A 22,093-nucleotide genomic window follows, 5' to 3' on the forward strand; every position below is an offset into this window, starting at 1 on the left:
AGATGTGTATAAGAGACAGGGGTTGGCGGTGATCGATCCATTTACGGCGCTGGGGGCGTCGCGGGCGAGTACCGTGATCCGGCCTCTGAGCCCCGCACTACCGATTACGCTGTATGCGCTGACCCGGGCCGATGAGGCCCCGGTACATACGCTGGAAGGGTTGCTGCAACTGTTCGCAGAGCGTGCCAGCGAACAGTTGCAGCGGTTGGCGGGTTGATAACGCGATTTAACAGTGTGGGAGCGGGCTTGCTCGCGATAATGGCCGCGCGATTTGTCTGAGTGAACACCGCGCTACCATCGCGAGCAAGCCCGCTCCCACAGGGTGGGGGGTTACTTCGGCAAGGCGTACACCACCACCTGATCACCTACCTGATCTTTCAAGATCGAGTTGCCCCCCGCTACAAACGCCACATACTGACGGCCCTTGTATTCATAGATCGCGGGGTTGGCCACGGCAGGGGCCATAACGATATCCGACCACAATTCCTTGCCGTCATCCAGGGAGTAGGCGCGCACCTTGGCATCCATCGAGGCACCGATAAACACCACGCCACCGGCCGTTACTGCCGGGCCACCAATGGTCGGTGAGCCCATGCTTTCAGGCATGTACCAGCCCCACTGCTGCACGGCACCCATCGGCCGACGCCATTTCACGTCACCGGTGTTCATGTTGATTGCCACGATTTCACCGAAAGGCGGTGCCCAGCACGGCATGCCTGCCCAGTTTTGCGCGTTCAGCAAACTCATGCCGTAAGGCGCGCCGATCTGTGGGTAGAAGCCGTTTTCGTTGCCGGAGTCTTTAGGCTGCTTGTCGTAGGAAGCTCGATCCCACAGCTTGATCATCTGCACGATGTGCGAGGTGTTGACGATCGCCACCTGGCTCACCGGGTCAAACGCTACACCGCCCCATTGCACCCCACCGGCGCTGTCCGGGTAAGCCAGGACGCCGTTGCCTTTGGTCGAAGGCGGTGAGTACATGCCGTTGTATTCCAGGCCATCCCACATTTTGCTGCACTGGCCGAAACCGACGATATCGGCGATTTTCCAGATGGCTGGTTTTTTCGACTGATCCAGCAGCGGCGCAGGTTTGGTCGGGAACGGTTGGGTTGGCGAATACACCTCGCCGTCAGCGTCACCCTTGGGCACCGGGCGTTCTTCTATCGGCCATACGTCTTCGCCGGTACGGCGGTCGACGGTGAACAGGAAGCCCATCTTGGTCGCTTGCACCAGCGCGGCGACAGGCTTGCCATCGACGGTGATATCCATCAGCGTTGGCGCCGAGTTGATGTCGTAGTCCCACAAGTCATGGTGAACCCACTGACGAGACCAGACGACCTTGCCGGTATTGATATCCAGCGCAGTGGTGGAGGTTCCCAGAGGAATCGGTTTGGTCCGGTTGCCGCCCCAGTAGTTGGGTGACGGTGAGGACACGGGGATGTACAGCAAGCCCAGAGCCGGGTCATAAGACATCGCGGTCCAGATGTTGGCGGTACCGGTTTTGCCAGCTTCTTCATCCGGGATCGGCTTGAATTCCCATTCCAACTCACCGGTGCGAGCATTGAGGGCAAACAGCGAGCCCGGTGATTCAACTTCGTATTCCCAGTCTTTGCCGGCCCAGCCCACGATCAGCTTGTCGCCAATAACGGTGGGGGGTTGCAGCTGGGAAAGTGGCCACTTGGCGTTGACCTTGTTCCACTGGTTGACGTCCACCACGCCATTTTTACCGAAGCCTTCGCAGGGTTTGCCGGTATCGGCATCCACCGCGTACAGCTGTGCGGTCATATTGCCCAGGTACACGACCTTCTGGCAGGCCACGCCCGCTTGCGGGTTTTTTTCCTGCCAGTAGGCCACACCGCGTGATTTAAGCGCGGGCTGGGTTTCGGCCACCAGGGGCGATTTAGTGTCGTAGGTCCACTTCTCTTTGCCGGTCTCGGGCTCAAGGGCAATGATCCGGTAGAACGGCGTGCCGACGTAGAGTGTGTCATTGGCGAAAATGGGCGTGGCGGACCACACCGACGGCGGAATTTTGCCGGTGCCGGTGGACATGTCGCCGGTGAAGTACTGCCAGACTTTGGTCAGTTTACCGACGTTGTCCTTGTTGATCTGGGTGAGGGGCGAGTACTTCTGCGAGCTGAGCTGGCCGTGGAAGCTGTCCCATTCCTTGCCGCTGGGGATCGGGATTCTGGCGTCTTCGGCAGAGATGCTCGACGGTGCCAGCAACGGTGGCGGTACGGTGTAGGTGTCCTGGGCGTAAGCGTTGGATACCCCGGCGAGCAGGCACAGCGCCGGTGCTGTCAAAATGTGCTTCTTGATCCCGTTCATATCGCGCTCCTTGCTGGCTTGGGGCCAAAGGTTTCAATGACAACACCCACGGCGTAGACCAGCAGGGCAATCACTGTCCACCAACCATGCAGCAGGCTGGCGGCAAAAATGGTGCCGATCGCACCGGCCCAGCCCAGAAACAGGACGAAGTTGCGCAAGCCTCCTGCCCCGGTCTTGAGCAGCAGTACGCCCAGGACAAACAGCACCAGTTCGGCAAACATAGTGGTCATTGCCCCGCCGGAACCCGTCACACCGGACAATGGCATAAAGAACCGCCCTGCCGTAATGGCCAGGGCAGCCAGAGCCGCGATGATCATGATATGGGCACCCAGTTGGCGCCTGGGCGGTGCGTAGGCTGCAGAAGTACTCATCCCTTTCTCCTTAGCGATTCATGCCCGAGGGCATCACGGAAAGTGAGTGTAGCCAAGGCGGAGGAAATCGCCGGGAGGATGCAAGCGGCAGCAATCTTTGTGGGAGCGGGCTTGCTCGCTATACAGGCGGCTCGGTCTCTTTGACAGACCGAGTAGATGCCATCGCGGGCAAGCCCGCTCCCACAGGAAATGTGAGTGTCAGTGCGCCTGCTCAGCCTCTATCGGCGCATCCTTGGTCACATGCTTGACCAGTTTGCCGATGGTCAGGCCCTGGAACAGGATCGAGGACAGCACCACGATATAAGTGATACTCAGGATCAGGTCGCGCTCCGGGCCCAGCGGCAAGGCCAGGGCCAGCGCCACCGAAACACCACCGCGCAAGCCGCCCCAGGTGAGGATCCGGATAGTGCCGCGCGGCACGGTGCGCCAGCGGCGCAGCAAGACAATGGCCGGGGCCACAGTCAGCAGGCGCGACAGCAAAATGGCCACGGCCAAACCGCTGGCAGCCAGCAAATGCAGCCACGAGAACGGCAGCAGCAACAGTTCCATGCCGATCAGCGCAAACAGCAGCGCATTGAGCATGTCATCCAGCAGCTCCCAAAAACCGTCCATGTAGCGACGGGTCATCTCGTTCATGGCCTTGTTGCGGCCCAGGTTGCCGATGATCAAACCGGCGACCACCATCGCAATCGGCGCCGATACATGCAGCTCACTGGCCATGGCCGAGCCGCCAATCACCAGGGCCAGGGTCAGCATCACTTCGATCTGGTATTGCTCGATGCTCTTGATCATGCGGTACACCAGGTAACCGATCAGGCCGCCGAACACCACGCCGCCAATGGCTTCGTGGGCGAACAGCATGGCCGTGGCGCTCAGGCTAGGTGTTTCGCCCAGTTGCACGATGCCCAACAGCACGGTGAACACCACAACGGCGGTGCCGTCATTGAACAGCGACTCACCGACGATGGTGGTTTTCAGTGGCTTGGAGGCATTGGCCGTACGCAGCACGCCGAGCACGGCAATCGGATCGGTGGGGGAGATCAGTGCACCAAACAGCAGGCAGTACAGGAAGCTGATATGCCAGCCGAACAGGCCGAAAATCCAGTACGCGAGGCTGCCGATCACCGTAGTGGCGATCAATACGCCGACCGTGGCCAGCAAACCAATGGGCCAGCGATAGCTGCGCACGTCGTTGAAATTCACATGCAGGGCGCCGGCAAACAGCAGGAACGACAGCATCCAGTTCATCAGCAGGTCGCCGAAGTCGATCTGGCCGATCAGCTCTTGCACGCGCTCTTCCAGCCCGGGGTAACCGAGAAAGCTCAAGCCTTGCAACAGCAGGGAAAACATCAGGGCGGTGACCATCACGCCAATCGTCGGCGGCAGGCCGATAAAGCGGAAGTTCACATAAGTCAGTAGTGAGGTCAGGCAGATAAACGCAGCAACAAGCTCAAGCATCCGGGATCCTGTGGTGGCGAGAGTGAATGGAAATCCGATGGGTTCGGGTCATGTTTGGATGCAAAAACGGGCGTCAGGGGCACATCCCGGGGGTGTGGCAAGCGGACGCGAAGTGCGAGGTCATTGACCACAATGCTGCACTGAGGTTGCATGGTGGCGCTTGCGGCAGTCGCAGGTTGATAACAATAAGGAGTCTGCGGTGCTGGCAACGGTGTTGGTGTTGGTCGCGGCGGTATTGCACGCGATCTGGAACACCCTGATCAAGTTCAGCGGTGAGCGTTTGCTGGTGATCGCCTGCATGGACACGGTGGCGCTGGTGGTGGTGGCGGCGCTGGTGGGGTTTGCACAATGGCCACCGGCGGATATCTGGCCGTGGATCCTGGCGTCGGTATTTTTCGAGCTGGTGTATCGGGTGCTGCTGATCCGCGCCTATCGGGTGGGGGATCTGGGTCTGGTGTACCCGCTGATGCGCGGGCTTTCGCCGCTGGTGGTGCTGGCGCTGACCCTGACCTTTGCCGGAGAAGTGCTGACCGGGCAGCAGATTATCGGTATTTTGCTGATTCCTTGCGGCATGGCCTGCCTGCTGTGGCAGGGCGGTGGCGGTGATCGTCTGCCCTGGTCGATGCTGCCGGTCGTGGCGCTGATCGGCGTGTGTATCGGTTGCTATACCTTCCTGGATGGCCAGGCAATCCGGCGCTGGTCGCACCCGCTGGATTACCTGGTGTGGGTCACGCTGCTCAGCGCCTGGCCGTTTCCGTTGCTGGCGGTTACCCGCAAGCGTGCCGCGTTTGCGCTGTTCTGGCGTACACAATGGCGATTGGGCGTGGCGGTGGGGGTTTGCGTGCTGGCCAGCTATGCGCTGGTGCTGTGGGCCATGCAACTGGGCTCGATTGCCGAGGCGGCGGCGCTGCGTGAGGTCAGTGTGATTCTGGTGGTGCTGTTCGGTATGCGTTACCTCAAAGAACCTTTCGGCGGACCGAGGCTCTTAGCCTGTGGGCTGGTGCTGATCGGCATGCTCGTGATGAAACTCTAAAAAGGAAATTCCAATGACGGTTGCTTTCTGGTGTGTGCTGATTGCCTTCTGTTTGACCTATGTGTGTACCGCCTTTGCCAAGTTCAGTGACGGCAAGTTCGGGCCCAGGCAAAACCATGATCCGCGTACGTTTCTTGACGGCCTGCAAGGGTTTGCCAAGCGTGCCCACAGTGCCCAGCTCAACAGCTTTGAAGTGACCCCGGCTTTTGCCGCGGCGGTGATCATTGCCGATATCGTCGGCAACGCCCAGCCGGTGACCATTGACGTGCTGGCGGTGCTGTTTATTACCAGTCGCATGCTCTACATCATCTGCTACCTGGCTGACTGGGCGATGCTGCGTTCCATCGTGTGGTTTATCGGCATGGGGCTGGTGGTCAGCTTCTTTTTTGTGTCGATGTAACGCAATCACCACTCTGCCTGTGGGAGCGGGCTTGCTCGCGATGTCGGCGATGCGGTTTACCTGATGCGCCGCAGTGATGCCATCGCGAGCAGGCTCGCTCCCACAAGGGCAGTTACAACGGCAACGCCGCCCCTTTAGGCCACAGCAGCCAGATATTGCCCTTCTGTTTCATGTCACCTGCAATTTGCCCTGCCTCGGGGCCCGTACCGACAAAGAAGTCGGCCCGCACTTCGCCGGCAATGGCGCCGCCGGTGTCCTGGGCGGCAACCGGGCGCACGATGGGCTGGCCGTCGGCCTGGGTGGTCGATAACCACAACAGGCTGCCCAGCGGGATTACCTTGCGGTCCACTGCCACGCTGTAACCGGCCGTCAGCGGCACGTTCAGCGAGCCGCGCGGGCCTTCGTTGCTGTCGGCGTTCTGGGTGAAAAATACATAGCTCGGGTTGCTGGCAAGCATCTCGTGGACACGCTGCGGGTTGGCCATGGCCCAGGCGTGAATGGTGCCCATGGTCACGTCTTCTTTTTTCAGCTCGCCTTGCTCGACCAGCCAGCGGCCAATCGGTTTGTACGGGTGGCCGTTCTGGTCGGCATAGCCAATGCGCAGTTGACGGCCATTGTCGAGCTGGACCCGGCCAGAGCCCTGGATCTGCAGGAATTGCAGATCCATCGGATCGGTCAGCCACGCCAGTACCGGAGCATTCAGGCCGTTGCTGTTGATGGTTTCGGCTGTGTCATAAGGCTTCAGTACACGGCCTTCGAGGCGACCGCGCAGGCGTTTGCCTTTGAGCTCGGGGTAAATGCTGTCCAGGTTGACCACGATCAGATCAGACGGTACGCCGTAGATCGGCACATTGGCCGCCTGGGTGGGCTTGAGGCTGCCCGGGTAAACGGGTTCGTAGTAACCGGTGATCAGGCCGTCGCTGCTGCCTTCGGCCGAACGCAAGCTGTAGACGTCGAGGTGGGTTTGCAGGAAATTGCTGATTTCAGCCACGCTGGGGCTGGCAGGCAGGGCCGCAGCGTCGCTGCATACCGGACCCCAGTTGGCGTCGGCCTTGAGACGGGTGCAGGCGCTGCGCCATGAAGCGAAGCCGCTTTGCAGGTCATTGCCTGTCACTTCCGGCAGCGCACTCCAGTCGGCTTTGCTGTAGGTCGTGTGAGGTTCAGGTTTTGCGGCATTTTTGTCCGCATCCTTGTCGGTGCCGTTGCACCCGGCCAGGAGCATGACAACGGGCAGCGCCCAGGCCAGTGGTTTGAAAAATATGTTCATTGACGCTGTTCCTTAACGGCTGCCGAGGTCTGATGGCCTTCAAGGCAACCCGTATATTTAATAAGGGTATTGGTCTTTACGGGTGACACGAGGATACTGGCGGCCGATTTCCGTGACCTGAAGCCACCATGATTCTTAAACGATTGACTGTTGTAGTGCTGGCCTGCCTGACGCTGACGGCGTGTGGCGGGGTTGATCCCGATTCGCCGCTAGGCCAGCGTAAAGCGATTTTCAAGCAAATGCTAAAGACCAGTGAAGATCTGGGCGGAATGTTGCGGGGTCGAATTCCGTTCGATGGTCCGCGCTTTACCGCAGGCGCTATCAAGTTGGATGCGTTGGCTTACGAGCCGTGGAAGCATTTCCCTCAAGTAAAGGAGAGCGATCAAACCAGCGCTACTGATGACGTCTGGCAAAAGCAGGCACGTTTTCAGGAGTTGGCGCGGCAGTTGGAGGCTGCTACGGGTGAGCTGGTTATCGCCAGCCAGGTGCAACCCTACAAGGCCAGTAACCTGATGCCTGCGGTGCAGAAGGTCGAAGACACCTGCAGTGCGTGCCACAAGGCATTCAGGAATCACTGAGTAAAGTTGAGCCGGTACCCACCTGCTGTGGGAGCGGGCTTGCTCGCGATGCAGGCGACGCGATCTGTCAGGCAGACCGCAGCGATCCCATCGCGAGCAAGCCCGCTCCTACAGGGCGTATTACTTGTCCAGCTGATCCAGCGCTTCCTGCAACTCTTTGCGCGATTCGGCCAGCTTGTTTTTGCGCTTGTCGATTTTTTCCGGGTCGCCTTTCTTCATGGCCTTGTCCAGATCTGCCTGGCGCTTGCTGACTTCGTGCTTGGCTTCCAGCACCTTGTTTTCGCGTTCCTTGCGCAGGCCCGCGTCGGTGCAATGGGCTTCAACTTCGCTCAGGGCTTTTTCCAGGCCTGCTACCTGGTTGCTGTTGCCGTGGGCGCGCGCTTGCTCAAGTTGCAGGGTGATGGCCTGCTTCTTGGCAGCACAGCCGGTCAGTTCAGGCGCTGTGTCGGCGGCCATCAGCGGGGCAGCCAACAGGCCGCAGACAGTAAACAGGGCGAGCGGTGAAAGTAATTTCATAAATAGCTCCATGACCAAAGATGACAATTAAATAAGGTCGAAAGCACGCTGCACAAGCGTCGTTCGGCGGTTCGAAACCGTGGATGTTAGCAGCATCCGTACGCAAGCAATCCGTTGCGCGATGCCCGCCAGCAGCAAAAAGCCCCGAACAGTCGCCTGTCCGGGGCTTTTGGTGCAGCAGGCTTAATTACAAACCAGCGGCAGTACGCAGTTCTTCAGCGCGGTCGGTACGCTCCCACGTGAACGTGGTGAAGGTATCGTCGCCAACCGTTTTGGTCTGCGGGATACGGCCGAAGTGACCGTATGCTGCAGTTTCCTGGTACATCGGGTGCAGCAGATCAAGCATCTTGGTGATGGCGTATGGACGCAAGTCGAACACCTCACGGACCAGCTTGATGATCTTGTCGTCGGAAATTTTGCCAGTGCCGAAAGTATTCAACGAAATCGAAGTCGGTTGAGCGACGCCGATTGCGTAGGAAACCTGGATCTCGCAACGCTCAGCCAGGCCGGCAGCCACGATGTTCTTGGCCACGTAACGACCGGCGTAGGCCGCCGAACGGTCAACCTTGGATGGATCTTTACCCGAGAACGCGCCGCCGCCGTGACGGGCCATGCCGCCGTAGGTGTCAACGATGATCTTGCGACCGGTCAGGCCGCAGTCGCCAACCGGGCCACCGATGATGAACTGGCCAGTAGGGTTGATGTGGAACTGGGTGTCTTTGTGCAACAGATCAGCAGGCAGCACGTGCTTGACGATCAGCTCCATGACGCCTTCGCGCAGGTCTTTGTGCGACACTTCCGGGTTGTGCTGGGTCGACAGCACGATGGCGTCGATGGCCACAACCTTTCCGCCTTCGTAACGGCAAGTGACCTGGGACTTGGCGTCCGGGCGCAGCCACGGCAGCAGGCCGGATTTGCGGGCTTCTGCCTGGCGCTGTACCAACTGGTGAGAGAAGGTGATCGGTGCCGGCATCAGCACGTCGGTTTCGTTGCTGGCGTAGCCGAACATCAGGCCCTGGTCGCCGGCGCCCTGATCTTCAGGCTTGGCGCGGTCTACACCCTGGTTGATGTCAGGAGACTGCTTGCCGATGATGTTCATCACGCCGCAGGTAGCACCGTCGAAGCCGACGTCGGAGCTGGTGTAACCGATGTCGGTGATCACGTCACGAACGATCTGCTCCAGGTCAACCCAGGCCGAAGTGGTGACTTCGCCGGCGATGATTGCTACGCCGGTTTTCACCAGAGTCTCGCACGCCACACGGGCGAACTTGTCTTCAGCAATGATGGCGTCCAGCACCGCGTCAGAAATCTGGTCGGCGATTTTGTCCGGATGCCCTTCAGACACGGACTCGGAGGTGAAAAGGGAGTATTCGCTCATCTCGACGGTTTCCTAATATTTACCGATGGTGAGTGTCGCCAGCTGGCCGCTGAAAGTGGCGGACCTGAAGCTGGAAACCATTACGTAAGCCTACATAGAGGCTTTCCCCGGGAACGAGTCCCGCAGCGGTGGCCCAACGGGCCAGATCATCTTGTTCAAAACCCAGCCATAAATCACCGCAGGCCTCGCGGGCCCACGCCTGATTATGGCTGCACAACTCTGTTACCAGCAGGCTACCGCCCGGTTGCAGCAAGGTCGCCAGTTGCCTGAGTGCTTCGGCCGGTGCAGCGAAATGGTGCAAGACCATGTTCACGACCACGCAATCGACCTGGATCGGTGCTTCATGCAGCGCGTCGGCCAGGATCAGGCTGACGTTGTTCAGTGACTCGCGTTCACACAACTGGCGGGCCAGCTCCAGCATCACCGGGCTGTTGTCCAGCGCCGTGACCTGATGGAAACGACGGGCCAGGTCGGGCAAGAAGCTGCCATCGCCGGGGCCGACTTCCAGGGCTGTGGCCCCCGGGCCGAAGCTCAGTTTGTCGAGCAGGGTTAAAACACTGTCACGGTATTGCGGCAAGCCGGCGATCAAATCCTGTTGAGCGCGAAATTTCTCGGCTATGCGTGAGAAAAAGTCCTGACTGGCGGCTGCACGTTGGCCGTGTACGGCGCTGATGCGCGCCTGTACATCGGCGGGCAAGGCCAGGTTATCGACCTCTTCCAGCAGTGCTGCATGCAATTTGCCGCCCAGTTGTTCGGTATGGGGCAGGGCGCGGCGATAAAAAATCGCGTTGCCTTCGCGCCGGGTTGCAACCAGCCGTGCCTGGGACAGCACCTTGAGGTGGTGGCTCATGCCGGACTGCCCGGTGGCGAAGATCTGTGTCAGTTCCAGCACACCAAACGAATCATTGGCCAACGCGCGCAGCACATTGAGTCGCAGCGGATCGCCTCCAGCCTTGCACAGGGCGGAGAGCTCGTCGCAATCGTCATGGCGGATTGAAGGCACGCGTAAGTTCATGGGGCCGCAGTCTAGTTACCCGCTCAAGCCCCCGCAAGTTCAATATCAAAACTTTTTGATATTGGTCGATAAATGGCACGTTTGTCGGGTGGAATGTGCTTATTAACGAAATGAAATGTCCGATCCTTAACAGATTGCCTGCCTGAACAAAGGAAAAACGTTTCAGCTGACTATCTGTCATTGCCCCGAGGGGGTGGGTGAGGGAAAATGCTCGCCTTTTTTCCGTTTCGATTTAACTTCCAATACCCAGGAGAACAGCGATGCCCAGCCGTCGTGAGCGTGCCAACGCCATTCGTGCACTCAGCATGGATGCCGTGCAAAAAGCCAACAGCGGTCATCCAGGTGCCCCTATGGGTATGGCGGATATCGCCGAAGTACTGTGGCGCGATTATCTGAAGCACAACCCGAGCAATCCTTCGTTCGCTGACCGTGACCGCTTCGTGCTGTCCAACGGCCACGGTTCGATGCTGATCTACTCGTTGTTGCACCTGACCGGCTATGACCTGTCGATCGACGACCTGAAAAACTTCCGCCAGCTGCACAGCCGCACCCCGGGCCACCCGGAGCTGGGCTACACGCCGGGCGTTGAAACCACCACTGGCCCGTTGGGTCAGGGCCTGGCCAACGCTGTGGGCTTTGCCCTGGCCGAAAAAGTCATGGGCGCGCAGTTCAACCGTCCTGGCCATAACGTTGTCGATCACCACACCTACGTGTTCCTGGGTGATGGCTGCATGATGGAAGGCATTTCCCACGAAGTTGGCTCGCTGGCCGGCACCCTGGGCCTGAGCAAACTGATCGCTTTCTACGATGACAACGGCATCTCCATCGATGGCGAAGTTGAAGGCTGGTTTACCGACGATACGCCAAAGCGTTTCGAAGCCTACAACTGGCAAGTGATCCGTAACGTTGACGGTCACGACCCGGAAGAAATCAAGACCGCGATCGAAACCGCACGCAAAAGCGACCAGCCAACGCTGATCTGCTGCAAGACCACCATCGGTTTCGGTTCGCCGAACAAGCAGGGCAAAGAAGACTGCCACGGTGCTCCACTGGGCAACGATGAAATCGCCCTGACCCGCAAGGCCCTGAACTGGAACCACGGTCCATTTGAAATCCCGGCTGATATCTACGCCGAATGGGATGCCAAGGAAGTCGGTGCTGCGGTTGAGTCCGAGTGGGACAAGCGCTTCGCTGCCTACGCTGCCGAGTTCCCTGAGCTGGCCGCCGAGCTGTCCCGTCGCCTGAGCGGCAAGCTGCCAGCTGACTTCGATGCCAAGGCCAACGCCTACATCGCTGAAGTCGCGGCCAAAGGCGAAACCATCGCCAGCCGTAAAGCCAGCCAGAACGCGCTGAATGCCTTCGGCCCGTTGCTGCCTGAGCTGCTGGGCGGCTCCGCTGACCTGGCCGGCTCCAACCTGACCCTGTGGAAAGGTTGCAAAGGTGTTTCGGCTGAAGACGCCAGCGGCAACTACGTGTACTACGGTGTACGTGAGTTCGGCATGAGCGCCATCATGAACGGCGTTGCCCTGCACGGCGGCCTGGTGCCTTACGGTGCAACCTTCCTGATGTTCATGGAATACGCCCGCAACGCCATCCGCATGTCGGCCCTGATGAAACAGCGCGTGATCTATGTGTTCACCCACGACTCCATCGGTCTGGGCGAAGACGGCCCGACTCACCAGCCGATCGAACAGCTGACCAGCCTGCGTACTACGCCGAACCTGGACACCTGGCGCCCGGCCGATGCGGTGGAATCCGCAGCTGCCTGGAAATACGCCCTGGAGCGCAACGACGGCCCGTCCGCGTTGATCTTCTCGCGTCAGAACCTCAACCACCAGACCCGTGATGCCGGCCAGATTGCCGATATCAACCGTGGTGGCTACGTGCTCAAGGACTGCGCAGGCGAGCCTGAGCTGATCCTGATCTCGGCCGGTTCCGAAGTGGGCCTGGCTGTTCAGGCCTGGGAAAAACTGACCGAACAGGGCCGCAAGGTTCGTGTGGTGTCGATGCCATGCACCAGCGTGTACGAAGCTCAAGATGCGGGCTACAAGCAGTCGGTTCTGCCGCTGCAGGTGAGCGCCCGTATCGCCATCGAAGCCTCCCACGCTGACTACTGGTACAAGTACGTGGGCCTGGAAGGCCGCGTGATCGGCATGACCACCTACGGCGAGTCGGCGCCTGCGCCTGCCTTGTTCGAGGAGTTCGGCTTCACCCTGGAAAACATCCTGGGTCAGGCTGACGAGCTGCTGGAAGACTAAGTAACAAAGTGGCTGCCTTATTCGCGAGCAGGCTCGCTCCCACATGGGCTATGTAGATCCCTGTGGCAGCGAGCCTGCTCGCGAAATAGTAGTGGTGAAGGATTCACCTTGGTAATCGAGAACCCCATGCCTCAACCGCGTCCCTACAAAGTTGCACTCAACGGCTACGGCCGGATTGGTCGTTGTGTCTTGCGTGCGTTGTTCGAGCGAGGGGCTTCTGCCGGGTTTGAAATTGTTGCACTCAATGATTTGGCCGATATGGCCAGTCTCGAATATTTGACGCGCTTCGACTCCACCCATGGCCGGTTTCCCGGCGAGATACGGATCGAAGGCGACTGCCTGCATATCAATGGCGACTGCGTGAAAGTGTTCCGCAGTGCCACCCCCGAAGGGATCGACTGGGCCGCGCTGGGCATTGACCTGGTGCTGGAATGCTCCGGTGTCTACAACACCCGTGCCGACGGCCAGCGCTTTCTGGATGCCGGGGCTCCCGGCGTACTTTTTTCGCAACCGATGGCCAGCGACGCCGATGTCGACGCCACCATTGTCTACGGCGTCAACCAGCACAGCCTGACGGGCGAAGAGCGCCTGGTGTCCAACGCTTCCTGCACCACCAATTGCGGCGTACCGCTGTTGCGTCTGCTGGATCAGGCGCTTGGCCTGGAGTACGTGTCGATCACCACGATTCACTCGGCGATGAACGATCAGCCGGTCATCGATGCCTACCATCATGAAGACCTGCGACGTACTCGCTCGGCCTTTCAGTCGGTGATTCCGGTATCGACCGGCCTGGCCAAAGGCATTGAGCGCCTGTTGCCGGAACTTGCCGGCCGAATTCAGGCCAAAGCAGTACGGGTGCCGACCTTGAACGTGTCGTGCCTGGACATCACCCTGACCACGGCCCGGGATACCGATGCCGCAGAAGTGAACCGCCTGCTGCGCGAGGCTGCCACCAGCGGCCCGCTCAAAGGCTTGCTGGCCTACACCGAGCTGCCGCACGCCAGCTGTGATTTCAATCATGACCCTCATTCGGCCATTGTCGATGCCAGCCAAACCCGCGTTTCCGGCCCCCGGCTGGTGAACCTGCTGGCCTGGTTCGACAACGAATGGGGTTTTGCCAATCGAATGATCGATGTGGCAGAGCACTACTTGCACGTTACCCACCCAAAATCCGTTCTCTAACATTAGAAACTCAGGAATTGCGACCCATGACCGTGTTGAAGATGACCGACCTCGATCTGCAAGGTAAACGCGTACTGATCCGCGAAGACCTCAACGTCCCAGTCAAGGACGGTGTAGTCACCAGCGATGCGCGTATCCTCGCTTCGCTGCCGACCATCAAGCTGGCGTTGGAAAAAGGCGCGGCGGTTATGGTCTGCTCGCACCTGGGACGTCCGACTGAAGGCGAGTTCTCGGCTGAAAACAGCCTCAAGCCTGTAGCCGAGTACCTGAGCAAGGCCCTGGGCCGTGAAGTGCCGCTGGTCAGCGATTACCTCAATGGTGTCGACGTCAAAGCCGGCGACATCGTGCTGTTCGAGAACGTGCGCTTCAACAAGGGCGAAAAGAAAAACGCCGACGAACTGGCCAAGCAATACGCCGCCCTGTGCGACGTGTTTGTGATGGACGCTTTCGGCACCGCTCACCGCGCCGAAGGTTCGACCCACGGCGTGGCCAAGTTTGCCAAGGTTGCTGCGGCAGGCCCTCTGCTGGCTGCTGAACTGGAAGCACTGGGCAAGGCCCTGGGCGCCCCGGCCAAGCCAATGGCGGCCATTGTTGCTGGCTCCAAGGTGTCGACCAAGCTTGAAGTGCTCAACAGCCTGAGCCAGATCTGCGATCTGCTGATCGTGGGTGGCGGTATCGCCAACACTTTCCTGGCCGCTGCCGGTCACCCGGTGGGCAAGTCGCTGTACGAGCCCGACCTGCTGGAAACCGCTCGCGCCATCGCTGCCAAGGTCAACGTGCCCCTGCCTACCGACGTAGTCGTGGCCAAGGAGTTCGCTGAAAGTGCCGCTGCCACCGTCAAGCTGATTGCCGACGTGGCTGCTGACGACATGATCCTGGATATCGGCCCGCAAACTGCTGCGCATTTCGCCGAGCTGCTCAAGTCTTCGAAGACTATCCTGTGGAACGGTCCGGTTGGCGTGTTCGAGTTCGACCAGTTCGGCAACGGCACCAAGGTTCTGGCCCGGGCCATTGCCGACAGCGCAGCGTTCTCGATTGCGGGTGGCGGCGACACTCTGGCGGCGATCGACAAATACGGCATTGCTGATCAAATCTCCTACATCTCCACCGGCGGTGGTGCATTCCTGGAGTTCGTCGAAGGCAAGGTACTGCCTGCCGTTGAAATCCTGGAAAGCCGCGCCAAAGCCTGAAGGTGTTTCAGGCCCTGAAAGGAAGCATGGACATGGTCAAGTTGTTACCGCTGTTGATGATCGCGGGCTTTTTGGCCGGTTGCGCCGGCTCGAGCGAGTCGGTGCCCGAGGCTGCAACCCCTGAAGAGAGTGGTTGTTACCAGGCTGACTGGCAGGCGCAAAGCGTGCCGCTGGTCAATAAACGCTCAGGGCCCGAGGCGCTGGAAAAATACGAGTCGCCCAAGCCTTCACAAGAGCGCGGGTGCCCATGATTTGAAATGCGGCCCACCCAATGGGCCGCATAGCTATAGCTGAAGCTGTAACGTTTCAGCTAAATCGCATTGGCCATATCGGGGCAAACCCCCGATCTGCAATAACTTGAATAGCAGCCGCCGCTACGGCAGGCTTGCACGATTAACGACCCTTGTCCGGGAGAGACACACACAATGGCACTTATCAGCATGCGCCAGATGTTGGACCACGCCGCCGAATTCGGCTACGGCGTTCCAGCCTTCAACGTAAACAACCTTGAGCAGATGCGCGCCATTATGGAAGCCGCTGACAAGACCGACTCCCCGGTGATCGTTCAGGCCTCGGCCGGTGCGCGCAAGTACGCGGGTGCTCCTTTCCTGCGTCACCTGATCCTGGCTGCAATCGAAGAATTTCCGCATATCCCGGTGTGCATGCACCAGGACCACGGCACCAGCCCTGACGTGTGCCAGCGCTCGATCCAGCTGGGCTTCAGCTCGGTGATGATGGACGGCTCGCTGGGTGAAGACGGCAAGACCCCGACCGACTACGACTACAACGTTCGCGTGACTCAGCAAACCGTTGCCCTGGCGCACGCTTGCGGCGTATCGGTTGAAGGCGAGCTGGGCTGCCTGGGTTCGCTGGAAACCGGTATGGCTGGCGAAGAAGACGGCATCGGTGCAGAAGGCGTTCTGGATCACAGCCAGATGCTGACCGACCCGGAAGAAGCGGCTGACTTCGTCAAGCGCACCCAGGTAGATGCCCTGGCAATTGCCATCGGTACTTCCCACGGCGCTTACAAGTTCACCAAGCCACCGACTGGCGACGTACTGGCAATCGACCGTATCAAAGAGATCCACAAGCGCATTCCGAACACTCACCTGGTGATGCACGGTTCGTCCTCTGTTCCACAAGAGTGGCTGGCGATCATCAACGAGTTCGGCGGCGACATCAAAGAAACCTACGGTGTGCCGGTAGAAGAAATCGTTGAAGGCATCAAGCACGGCGTGCGCAAGGTCAACATCGACACCGACCTGCGTCTGGCATCGACTGGCGCGATGCGTCGCCTGATGGCAACCAACCCGAGCGAGTTTGACCCGCGCAAGTTCTTCGGCGCCACTGTAACGGCCATGCGTGACGTGTGTATTGCCCGTTACGAAGCCTTCGGTACTGCCGGTAATGCTTCGAAGATCAAGCCGATCTCCCTCGAAGCCATGTACCAGCGTTACCTCAAAGGTGAGCTGAACGCCAAGGTCAACTAAGACCGGCGCGTACTAAAAAGCCCGCAGCGATGCGGGCTTTTTTGTGGGTGTCAGTTGCAGCCCTCTCCCTCCGGGAGAGGGCTAGGGTGAGGGTCACTTGAGCAACCCGCGCACACTGATCCACACAGGAATACCCAAGCCAATCCAGCTCAATACATCCCACGCCTCGTCACCCAATAGCGCACTGAACAAGCCCATCACGCTGACCAGGCCAATCGCCAGCGGGATGGAAAACACTTTCCAGAAGTTCGACTGACGGGGCCTCATCGTGCGCTCTCCCTGGCCGCTCGGCGGCGCACCCACCACAGGTAGAGTCCGCTGCCGAGCACCACAATGGTCAGCACGTCGAGAGCCGCCCAGAGAATTTTCATCGGCATGCCGCCGTAATCGCCGAAGTGCAGCGGTTGCGACATGCCCATAGCGTCCATGTACCACGGGCGCCCGGCCACTGCGGTGACCTCCAGGGTACTGGCATCGATCAATACCGGGGTCAGCAGGTGAGAAGTCAGGTGCGTGCTGCCTTTCATAAAGACCGCGTAATGGTGCTCGCTGGAGAACCGTGTACCGGGGAAGGCGATAAAGTCCGGGCGCATGCCGGGCGCGGCTTTGGCTGCGATCTCCAGCAACTGGCTGGCCGGGGCAAGACGGGTCAGTGGCGGAGCATCGCGGTAGGGTTCGATCATGGCGCTGAGGCTGTCATTGCGCCATGCGGCAATGATCAGGTCAGCACAGGCACTGATAACGCCGGTCACCCCTACCACCAGGGCCCAGGTCAGGGTCACGGCGCCAATCAGGTTGTGCAGGTCGAGCCAGCGCAGGCGTTTGGATTTGTCGGTGCGCACGGTAGCGAATTCATGGCGGCGCATAAAAGGCAGGTACAGCACTGTGCCGGAGATGATGGCCAATACAAACAGCAGGCCCATAAACGCGAGTAGCAGCTTGCCGGGCAGCCCGGCGAACATGTCCACATGCAGGCGCAGCATGACCATCATGAGTCCGCCATTGGCTGACGGCACCTCTATGGCTTCGCCCGTGCGCGCATCGAGCATAAAGGTGTGGGAGGAATTGGGTTCGGTGCCGGCGGTGGGTGCCATGATGGTCAGGACGGCATTGGCTTCGTCTTCGTCCCAGCCGAAATACTGCATGACCTCGCCCGGGCGATGAGCTTCGGCGGCGCGCACCAGTTGTTGCAGGTCGAGGGTTGGGGTATCGGCAGGCAGGGTTTTGACCTGCGGCGCATCGCCTAGCAGATGGTCGATTTCATGATGAAAAATCAACGGCAGGCCGGTCAGTGCCAGCATCAGCAAGAACGCAGTGCAAATCAGGCTGGTCCAGGTGTGGATAAAGGACCAGCGGCGGATGGTTTTGCTTTTCATGAAAATCCTGAATGCGTAAACCCCCTGTGGGAGCGGGCTTGCTCGCGATGGCATCAACTCGTTTTTGCAGTTGCACCGAGTTGTCTGCATCGCGGGCAAGCCCGCTCCCACAGGGGGAAGGTGGTGCAGCCCTTAGCGGGTTACCACTTGTAGTTGACGCTGGCCATGACGTTACGCCGGTCGCCGTAGTAGCAATAGAAACCGTCGCAGGTCGACAGGTATTCCTTGTCGAATACGTTGTTGGCGTTCACAGAAACCGTGGCGCCCTTGAGCGTTTTGCTGACCTTGCCCAAGTCGTAATGCACCGCGGCGTCGTAGACGGTATAAGCGTCGGTGTGGCCATAAGAAGCGTCGGGCACATAAGCCATGCTGCCGATTGCGATGTTGTCGGTCTCACCAATGTAGCGGGCACCAAAGCCGACGCCGAAGCCATCCAGAACGCCTTTGTGCCAGGTGTAGTCAGCCCAGATCGAGGCTTGATGTTCAGGCGTCAGGGGCAGTGGACGGTTCTTGTCCAGCGGGTCGGAGACCTTGGTCATCTTGGTGTTGGCATAGGTGTAGGCAGCGGTCAGTTTAAGGTTCTCGTTGACGTTACCCACGGCCTCCAGCTCCACGCCGCGCACGTTGGCTTCACCCAGTGGCCGGCTTACACCCAGGGTGTCGCTAAGCACGATGTTTTTACGGGTCAGGTCATACACGGCAGCGGTGAACAGCATCTCGGTGCCGGGTGGCTGGTACTTGAGGCCCACTTCGTATTGCTTGCCAGTACCGGGCTTGAACGCCTTGCCGCCAAAACCACCCGGCTCGGCCTGGAACGATTCGGCATAGGACACATAAGGCGTGAAGCCGGAATCGAACACATAGCTCAGCGCGGCATTGCCGGTGAAGGCGCTGTCGTCACGTTTGTCGCGCGCATTGTTCTCGTTGTAGAACGTGGTGTCGGTGTGCAGCCAATCCTGGCGTCCGCCCAAGGTCAAACGCCAGTTATCCAGCGCCATCTGGTCTTGCAGGTAGAGGCCGGTGTCACGGGTTTTCTGGTTGTAGTCGTTGTAAGCGGTGTATTTGACGTTGCTGAAATCCTGCCCGTAGATCGGGTTGATGATGTTGCTGGCCGGGGCCGCGCCGTATTGCCACTTATAGTTGGTATTGACGCGCTGGTGATCGAGGCCGATCAGTACCGTGTGCTTGAGGGCGCCGGTATTGAAGTCTGCCTGGAAGTTGTTATCCACGGCGAACTGGCTGATGTCTTCGTTCACGATATTGGCGCCGCGCTGCACGGTACCGTCGTCGGCAACGGAGCCGTAGTAACCGCCTGCAGTGATGCCCTGAAATGACAGGTCGCTTTTGGTGTAGCGCAAGTTCTGACGGAACTGCCACACATCGTCAAAGCGGTGTTCGAAGGCGTAGCCGAGTGCGTAGTAGGTCTTGTCGTAGAACTCCCACTTCGGATCACCCAGGTTCTCGTGATACTTCACACTGCCCGCCGGTGAGTCAACCTTAGTGCCCTGGATCGGCAAGAACTGACTTGTGATACCGGTGTCGTCACGATTGAACTGGCTGAGGAACGTCAGTTTGGTGTCCGGGTCGATGTTCCAGGTCAGACTGGGCGCGAGGTTATAGCGCTTGTCTTCGTTGTGATCGATGGCGGTGTTGCTGTCGCGTACCAGGCCGCTGATACGGTACAAAAAGCGGCCTTCATCATCGATCGGGCCAGTGCTGTCGAAGCTGATCTGCTTGCGCTGGTAGCTGCCGACCTGGACCTGCACTTCATGGCTGGGGGTGTCCTGCGGGCGACGGCTGACCATGTCCAGCAAACCCCCGGCAGGTGTCTGGCCGTAGACCGATGACGCTGGGCCACGCAGCAGGGCTACGCGCTCCAGGTCCCAGGTTTCCAGCTTGGGCATGGTGTAGGAGCCCTTGGGCAGCGGTAGGCCGTCGAGAAACTGGGTGGGTTCGAAGCCGCGTACCTTCAGCCACTCCGAGCGGCTATCGCTGCCATAGCTGCTGGCCGTAACGCCGGGCATGTAACGTACTGCATCATCCAGGTTCTGCACCGCCCGGTTCTGCATTTGGCTACGGGTGGCCACGGAGATGGAGCGCGGGGCTTCAGCCAAAGAGGTATCGGTTTTGGTACCCGACGCCGTGCGCTGGGCGAGGTAGCCGTCCACGGGGCCCCAGGCGCTTTCGTAGCTGCCCTGGGCGGAGATGGTCGTTGCTCCTAGAGCCAATGCGCCCTGGGGAATCTCGATCAGAGTAAAGCTGCCAGCCGAGCCGGGCACCAGCTGCAAGCCGCTCCCCTGCAACGCCTCACGCAACGCAGTCGTGGCTTCAAATGTGCCGTTGACCGGCGCCGAGGTTTTGCCTGCCAGCAAGGACGAGTCGATGGCCAGGGTGATGCCAGCCTGGCTGGCGATCTGGTTCAGGGTGGCCGCCAATGGGCCGGCGGGCAGGTTGTAGCTGCGCGCAGAGGATGCCTGTTCGGCGGCGATCAGCGTGGTGCTGGCCAGCGGAGCGCCAAGGGCAATGGCAACAGCCAACAGGCTGGGGCGCAAAAACGTGTCGAGGGTGCGGGACATTCGGCGGGTTCCTGAATGGAAATGTTTCTCAATGCCTATCTGCCGCACGAGATTTGAAAAGTGATAGGGCTTATTGAAAATAATTTAGATTCAGTTCGCCGCAGGCCTGGCGCTGACAGTGACCCACCACGGGGTGCGCTGTTCGATTTGCACCGGCAAGGTCGGCAACAGGGCGTTGAGCGCCAGTTCGACGTTGTTCAGCGGGAAGCTGCCGGTGATGCGCAGGTCGGCCACTTCGGGGGCTACACCCAGGTGGCCACGGTGATAGCGGTTGAGTTCGCCAACCATGTCGCCCAGGCGCACGTTGTCCAGTACCAGCATGCCCCGTGTCCAGGCGTCGGCCCCGGGGCTCACTGCATACATCTGGCCCAGACGGTCGCGGTGCATCAGCACTTGCTGCCCTTCGCTGTAGATGGTCTGTTCGACGCTATCTTCTGGATGGGCCTGGACACGCGATTGCAGCACGCTCAGGCGCGTGCCGTCGTCTTCGCGTTTGACCATGAACCGGGTGCCAAGGGCCAGCAAGCTGCCATCGCGGGTTTGTACGATAAACGGGCGAGGGTCGCCGTGGCCGGTTTCGACCATGATCTCGCCTTCTTGCAGGATGATGCGCCGGGTGCTGTTGTCAAAACGTACATCAACTGCACTGTGGGTATTGAGGTTGAGCAACGTGCCGTCGGCCAGGCGCATCTGGCGCTGTTCACCGGTGGCAGTGCGCTGGTCGGCCATCCAGTAATCGATGGGCAAGTAGTTCTTGCCGGCAAACAGGGCCAGCCCGCACACCAGGGCGATACTCGCCAGGCCGCTGCCGATCTTGCGCGCCTGCTGCTGCACGCCATTGCGCGCATTGAGCAGGGCGTTGCGTGCCGGGATGCCGGTATTGCTGAAGCGCTGGTCGAGCATGCCCAGTTGTAACCAGGCCCGGGCGTGTTCTTCGCTGGCGCTGTACCACTTGGCGAACTCGGCCTGTTCCACGGCGCTGCCGTTGCCGCAATCCAGGCACAGTTGCCAGGCGATGGCGGCGTCCAGCACCTGGGCCGAGACAGGTTTGCCGTTGGCCTGGCTCATGTCGGCTCACCATACAGGGCGATGTAGCACTGGCGGATGCCCTGGGCCAGGTATTGACGTACACGGGGCACCGACACGCCCAGGCGTTCGGCGATTTCGCCGTGGGTCATGCCGTCGAGCCGACTGTGCAGGAAGGCCGCACGCGACTTGCTCGACAGTTTGGCCAACATGCGGTCGATGGCTCGCAGGTCTTCGAGGATCAACTGCTGGGCCTCGGGCGAGGGGTGCTCGGCTTCGGGGATCAGCATCAACTCGTTGAGCCAGGCCTGCTCCAGGGCGGCGCGGCGAAAATAGTCGAACAGCAGGCCTTTGGCGATGGCCGCCAGAAAGGCCCGGGGTTCGCGCGGGGCTTGCAGTTCGGTACGGCCAAGCAGGCGTACAAAAGTGTCCTGGCTGAGGTCCTCTGCCCGCTGCGGGCAGGCTACGTTGCGCCGTAACCACGCCAGCAGCCAGCCGCGATGGTCGCGATAAAGCGCTCCAACCAGCTCACTGTGGGGGGTTTGGACTGACGACAAGAGCATCACCGACTGCAAGTTTTAACTAACGATAATTATTCGCGATTGTGGCAGAGGGAGTGATCCTACGCAATTGACGCTCATCGGATGACATATAAGC

The 22,093-nt window shown here is 59.9% G+C and carries 20 protein-coding genes and 1 pseudogene; 9 read left to right on the forward strand and 12 right to left on the reverse strand.

The window, feature by feature from the left end:
- Window positions 1-217: pseudogene (locus tag QN377_RS15795) on the forward strand (LysR family transcriptional regulator); the annotation flags it as partial.
- A 113-nt stretch (window positions 218-330) separates the two neighbouring features.
- Here the strand turns inward: QN377_RS15795 and QN377_RS15800 are convergent.
- The 3 genes from QN377_RS15800 to QN377_RS15810 form a co-directional block, all read right to left on the reverse strand.
- Window positions 331-2,322 carry a pyrroloquinoline quinone-dependent dehydrogenase gene (locus QN377_RS15800; protein WP_095019474.1) on the reverse strand — a complete coding sequence of 664 codons (1,992 nt, stop codon included), beginning with the start codon at window positions 2,320-2,322 and terminating at the stop codon, window positions 331-333.
- On the reverse strand, window positions 2,319-2,693 hold the full coding sequence (locus tag QN377_RS15805; protein ID WP_094999883.1) for a hypothetical protein: 375 nt from the start codon (window positions 2,691-2,693) through the stop codon (window positions 2,319-2,321). Before QN377_RS15805 ends, QN377_RS15800 begins: the two co-directional genes overlap by 4 nt.
- Window positions 2,694-2,891: 198 nt before the next feature.
- Entirely contained in the window at window positions 2,892-4,151 is a 1,260-nt protein-coding gene (locus tag QN377_RS15810) for a cation:proton antiporter (protein ID WP_095019475.1), read from the reverse strand.
- 199 nt (window positions 4,152-4,350) lie between these two features.
- On the opposite strand from QN377_RS15810, the gene QN377_RS15815 reads away from it, so the two are divergent.
- Together QN377_RS15815 and QN377_RS15820 are read left to right on the forward strand one after the other, a co-directional pair.
- Window positions 4,351-5,184, forward strand: a complete 834-nt coding sequence (locus QN377_RS15815) for a DMT family transporter (RefSeq protein WP_095019476.1) — start codon at window positions 4,351-4,353, stop codon at window positions 5,182-5,184.
- A 13-nt stretch (window positions 5,185-5,197) separates the two neighbouring features.
- Window positions 5,198-5,584 (forward strand): MAPEG family protein, encoded by a 387-nt coding sequence (locus tag QN377_RS15820; RefSeq protein WP_095019477.1) that lies wholly within the window; start codon window positions 5,198-5,200, stop codon window positions 5,582-5,584.
- Between the two features lie 112 nt (window positions 5,585-5,696).
- Here QN377_RS15820 and QN377_RS15825 read toward each other — a convergent pair whose 3' ends face one another.
- Complete coding sequence (locus QN377_RS15825) at window positions 5,697-6,851, reverse strand: murein transglycosylase A (protein WP_095019478.1); 1,155 nt, start codon at window positions 6,849-6,851, stop codon at window positions 5,697-5,699.
- A gap of 128 nt (window positions 6,852-6,979) precedes the next feature.
- Here QN377_RS15825 and QN377_RS15830 point away from each other — a divergent pair, with 128 nt between their 5' ends.
- Window positions 6,980-7,429 carry a c-type cytochrome gene (locus QN377_RS15830; RefSeq protein WP_094999887.1) on the forward strand — a complete coding sequence of 150 codons (450 nt, stop codon included), beginning with the start codon at window positions 6,980-6,982 and terminating at the stop codon, window positions 7,427-7,429.
- A gap of 120 nt (window positions 7,430-7,549) precedes the next feature.
- Here QN377_RS15830 and QN377_RS15835 read toward each other — a convergent pair whose 3' ends face one another.
- The 3 genes from QN377_RS15835 to QN377_RS15845 all read right to left on the reverse strand — a co-directional run bounded on the left by QN377_RS15835 (window position 7,550) and on the right by QN377_RS15845 (window position 10,338).
- Window positions 7,550-7,945, reverse strand: coding sequence for a DUF1090 domain-containing protein (locus tag QN377_RS15835; protein ID WP_094999888.1), 396 nt, complete (start codon window positions 7,943-7,945; stop codon window positions 7,550-7,552).
- A gap of 187 nt (window positions 7,946-8,132) precedes the next feature.
- The gene (gene metK / locus QN377_RS15840) at window positions 8,133-9,323 is read right to left on the reverse strand and encodes a methionine adenosyltransferase (RefSeq protein WP_095019479.1); all 1,191 of its coding nucleotides are present in this window, start codon (window positions 9,321-9,323) and stop codon (window positions 8,133-8,135) included.
- A gap of 19 nt (window positions 9,324-9,342) precedes the next feature.
- Window positions 9,343-10,338 (reverse strand): ArsR/SmtB family transcription factor, encoded by a 996-nt coding sequence (locus QN377_RS15845; protein ID WP_094999890.1) that lies wholly within the window; start codon window positions 10,336-10,338, stop codon window positions 9,343-9,345.
- A gap of 260 nt (window positions 10,339-10,598) precedes the next feature.
- Here QN377_RS15845 and tkt point away from each other — a divergent pair, with 260 nt between their 5' ends.
- From tkt to fba, 5 genes are all read left to right on the forward strand, one after another.
- Entirely contained in the window at window positions 10,599-12,596 is a 1,998-nt protein-coding gene (gene tkt / locus QN377_RS15850) for a transketolase (RefSeq protein WP_094999891.1), read from the forward strand.
- A gap of 126 nt (window positions 12,597-12,722) precedes the next feature.
- On the forward strand, window positions 12,723-13,778 hold the full coding sequence (gene epd, locus QN377_RS15855; RefSeq protein WP_095019480.1) for an erythrose-4-phosphate dehydrogenase: 1,056 nt from the start codon (window positions 12,723-12,725) through the stop codon (window positions 13,776-13,778).
- Between the two features lie 26 nt (window positions 13,779-13,804).
- Complete coding sequence (locus QN377_RS15860) at window positions 13,805-14,968, forward strand: phosphoglycerate kinase (RefSeq protein ID WP_094999893.1); 1,164 nt, start codon at window positions 13,805-13,807, stop codon at window positions 14,966-14,968.
- Window positions 14,969-15,000: 32 nt separating this feature from the next.
- Window positions 15,001-15,219 carry a hypothetical protein gene (locus QN377_RS15865; protein ID WP_094999894.1) on the forward strand — a complete coding sequence of 73 codons (219 nt, stop codon included), beginning with the start codon at window positions 15,001-15,003 and terminating at the stop codon, window positions 15,217-15,219.
- Window positions 15,220-15,393: 174 nt separating this feature from the next.
- Entirely contained in the window at window positions 15,394-16,458 is a 1,065-nt protein-coding gene (gene fba, locus QN377_RS15870; protein ID WP_004419605.1) for a class II fructose-bisphosphate aldolase, read from the forward strand.
- A 93-nt stretch (window positions 16,459-16,551) separates the two neighbouring features.
- Here fba and QN377_RS15875 read toward each other — a convergent pair whose 3' ends face one another.
- The 5 genes from QN377_RS15875 to QN377_RS15895 all read right to left on the reverse strand — a co-directional run bounded on the left by QN377_RS15875 (window position 16,552) and on the right by QN377_RS15895 (window position 21,999).
- Window positions 16,552-16,725, reverse strand: coding sequence for a hypothetical protein (locus tag QN377_RS15875; protein ID WP_094999895.1), 174 nt, complete (start codon window positions 16,723-16,725; stop codon window positions 16,552-16,554).
- Entirely contained in the window at window positions 16,722-17,834 is a 1,113-nt protein-coding gene (locus QN377_RS15880) for a PepSY-associated TM helix domain-containing protein (RefSeq protein WP_095019481.1), read from the reverse strand. The genes QN377_RS15875 and QN377_RS15880 overlap by 4 nt, the downstream gene beginning before the upstream one ends.
- Before the next feature lie 140 nt (window positions 17,835-17,974).
- Window positions 17,975-20,410, reverse strand: a complete 2,436-nt coding sequence (locus QN377_RS15885) for a TonB-dependent siderophore receptor (RefSeq protein WP_095019482.1) — start codon at window positions 20,408-20,410, stop codon at window positions 17,975-17,977.
- Window positions 20,411-20,500: 90 nt separating this feature from the next.
- Window positions 20,501-21,478 (reverse strand): FecR domain-containing protein, encoded by a 978-nt coding sequence (locus tag QN377_RS15890; protein ID WP_094999898.1) that lies wholly within the window; start codon window positions 21,476-21,478, stop codon window positions 20,501-20,503.
- A complete protein-coding gene (locus QN377_RS15895; protein ID WP_165446525.1) occupies window positions 21,475-21,999 on the reverse strand; it encodes an RNA polymerase sigma factor in 525 nt (174 codons plus the stop codon). Before QN377_RS15895 ends, QN377_RS15890 begins: the two co-directional genes overlap by 4 nt.
- Window positions 22,000-22,093: the final 94 nt, after the last annotated feature.

This window comes from Pseudomonas sp. CCC4.1 (assembly GCF_035019225.1).
GTDB classification, from domain to species: Bacteria; Pseudomonadota; Gammaproteobacteria; order Pseudomonadales; family Pseudomonadaceae; genus Aquipseudomonas; species Aquipseudomonas bubulae.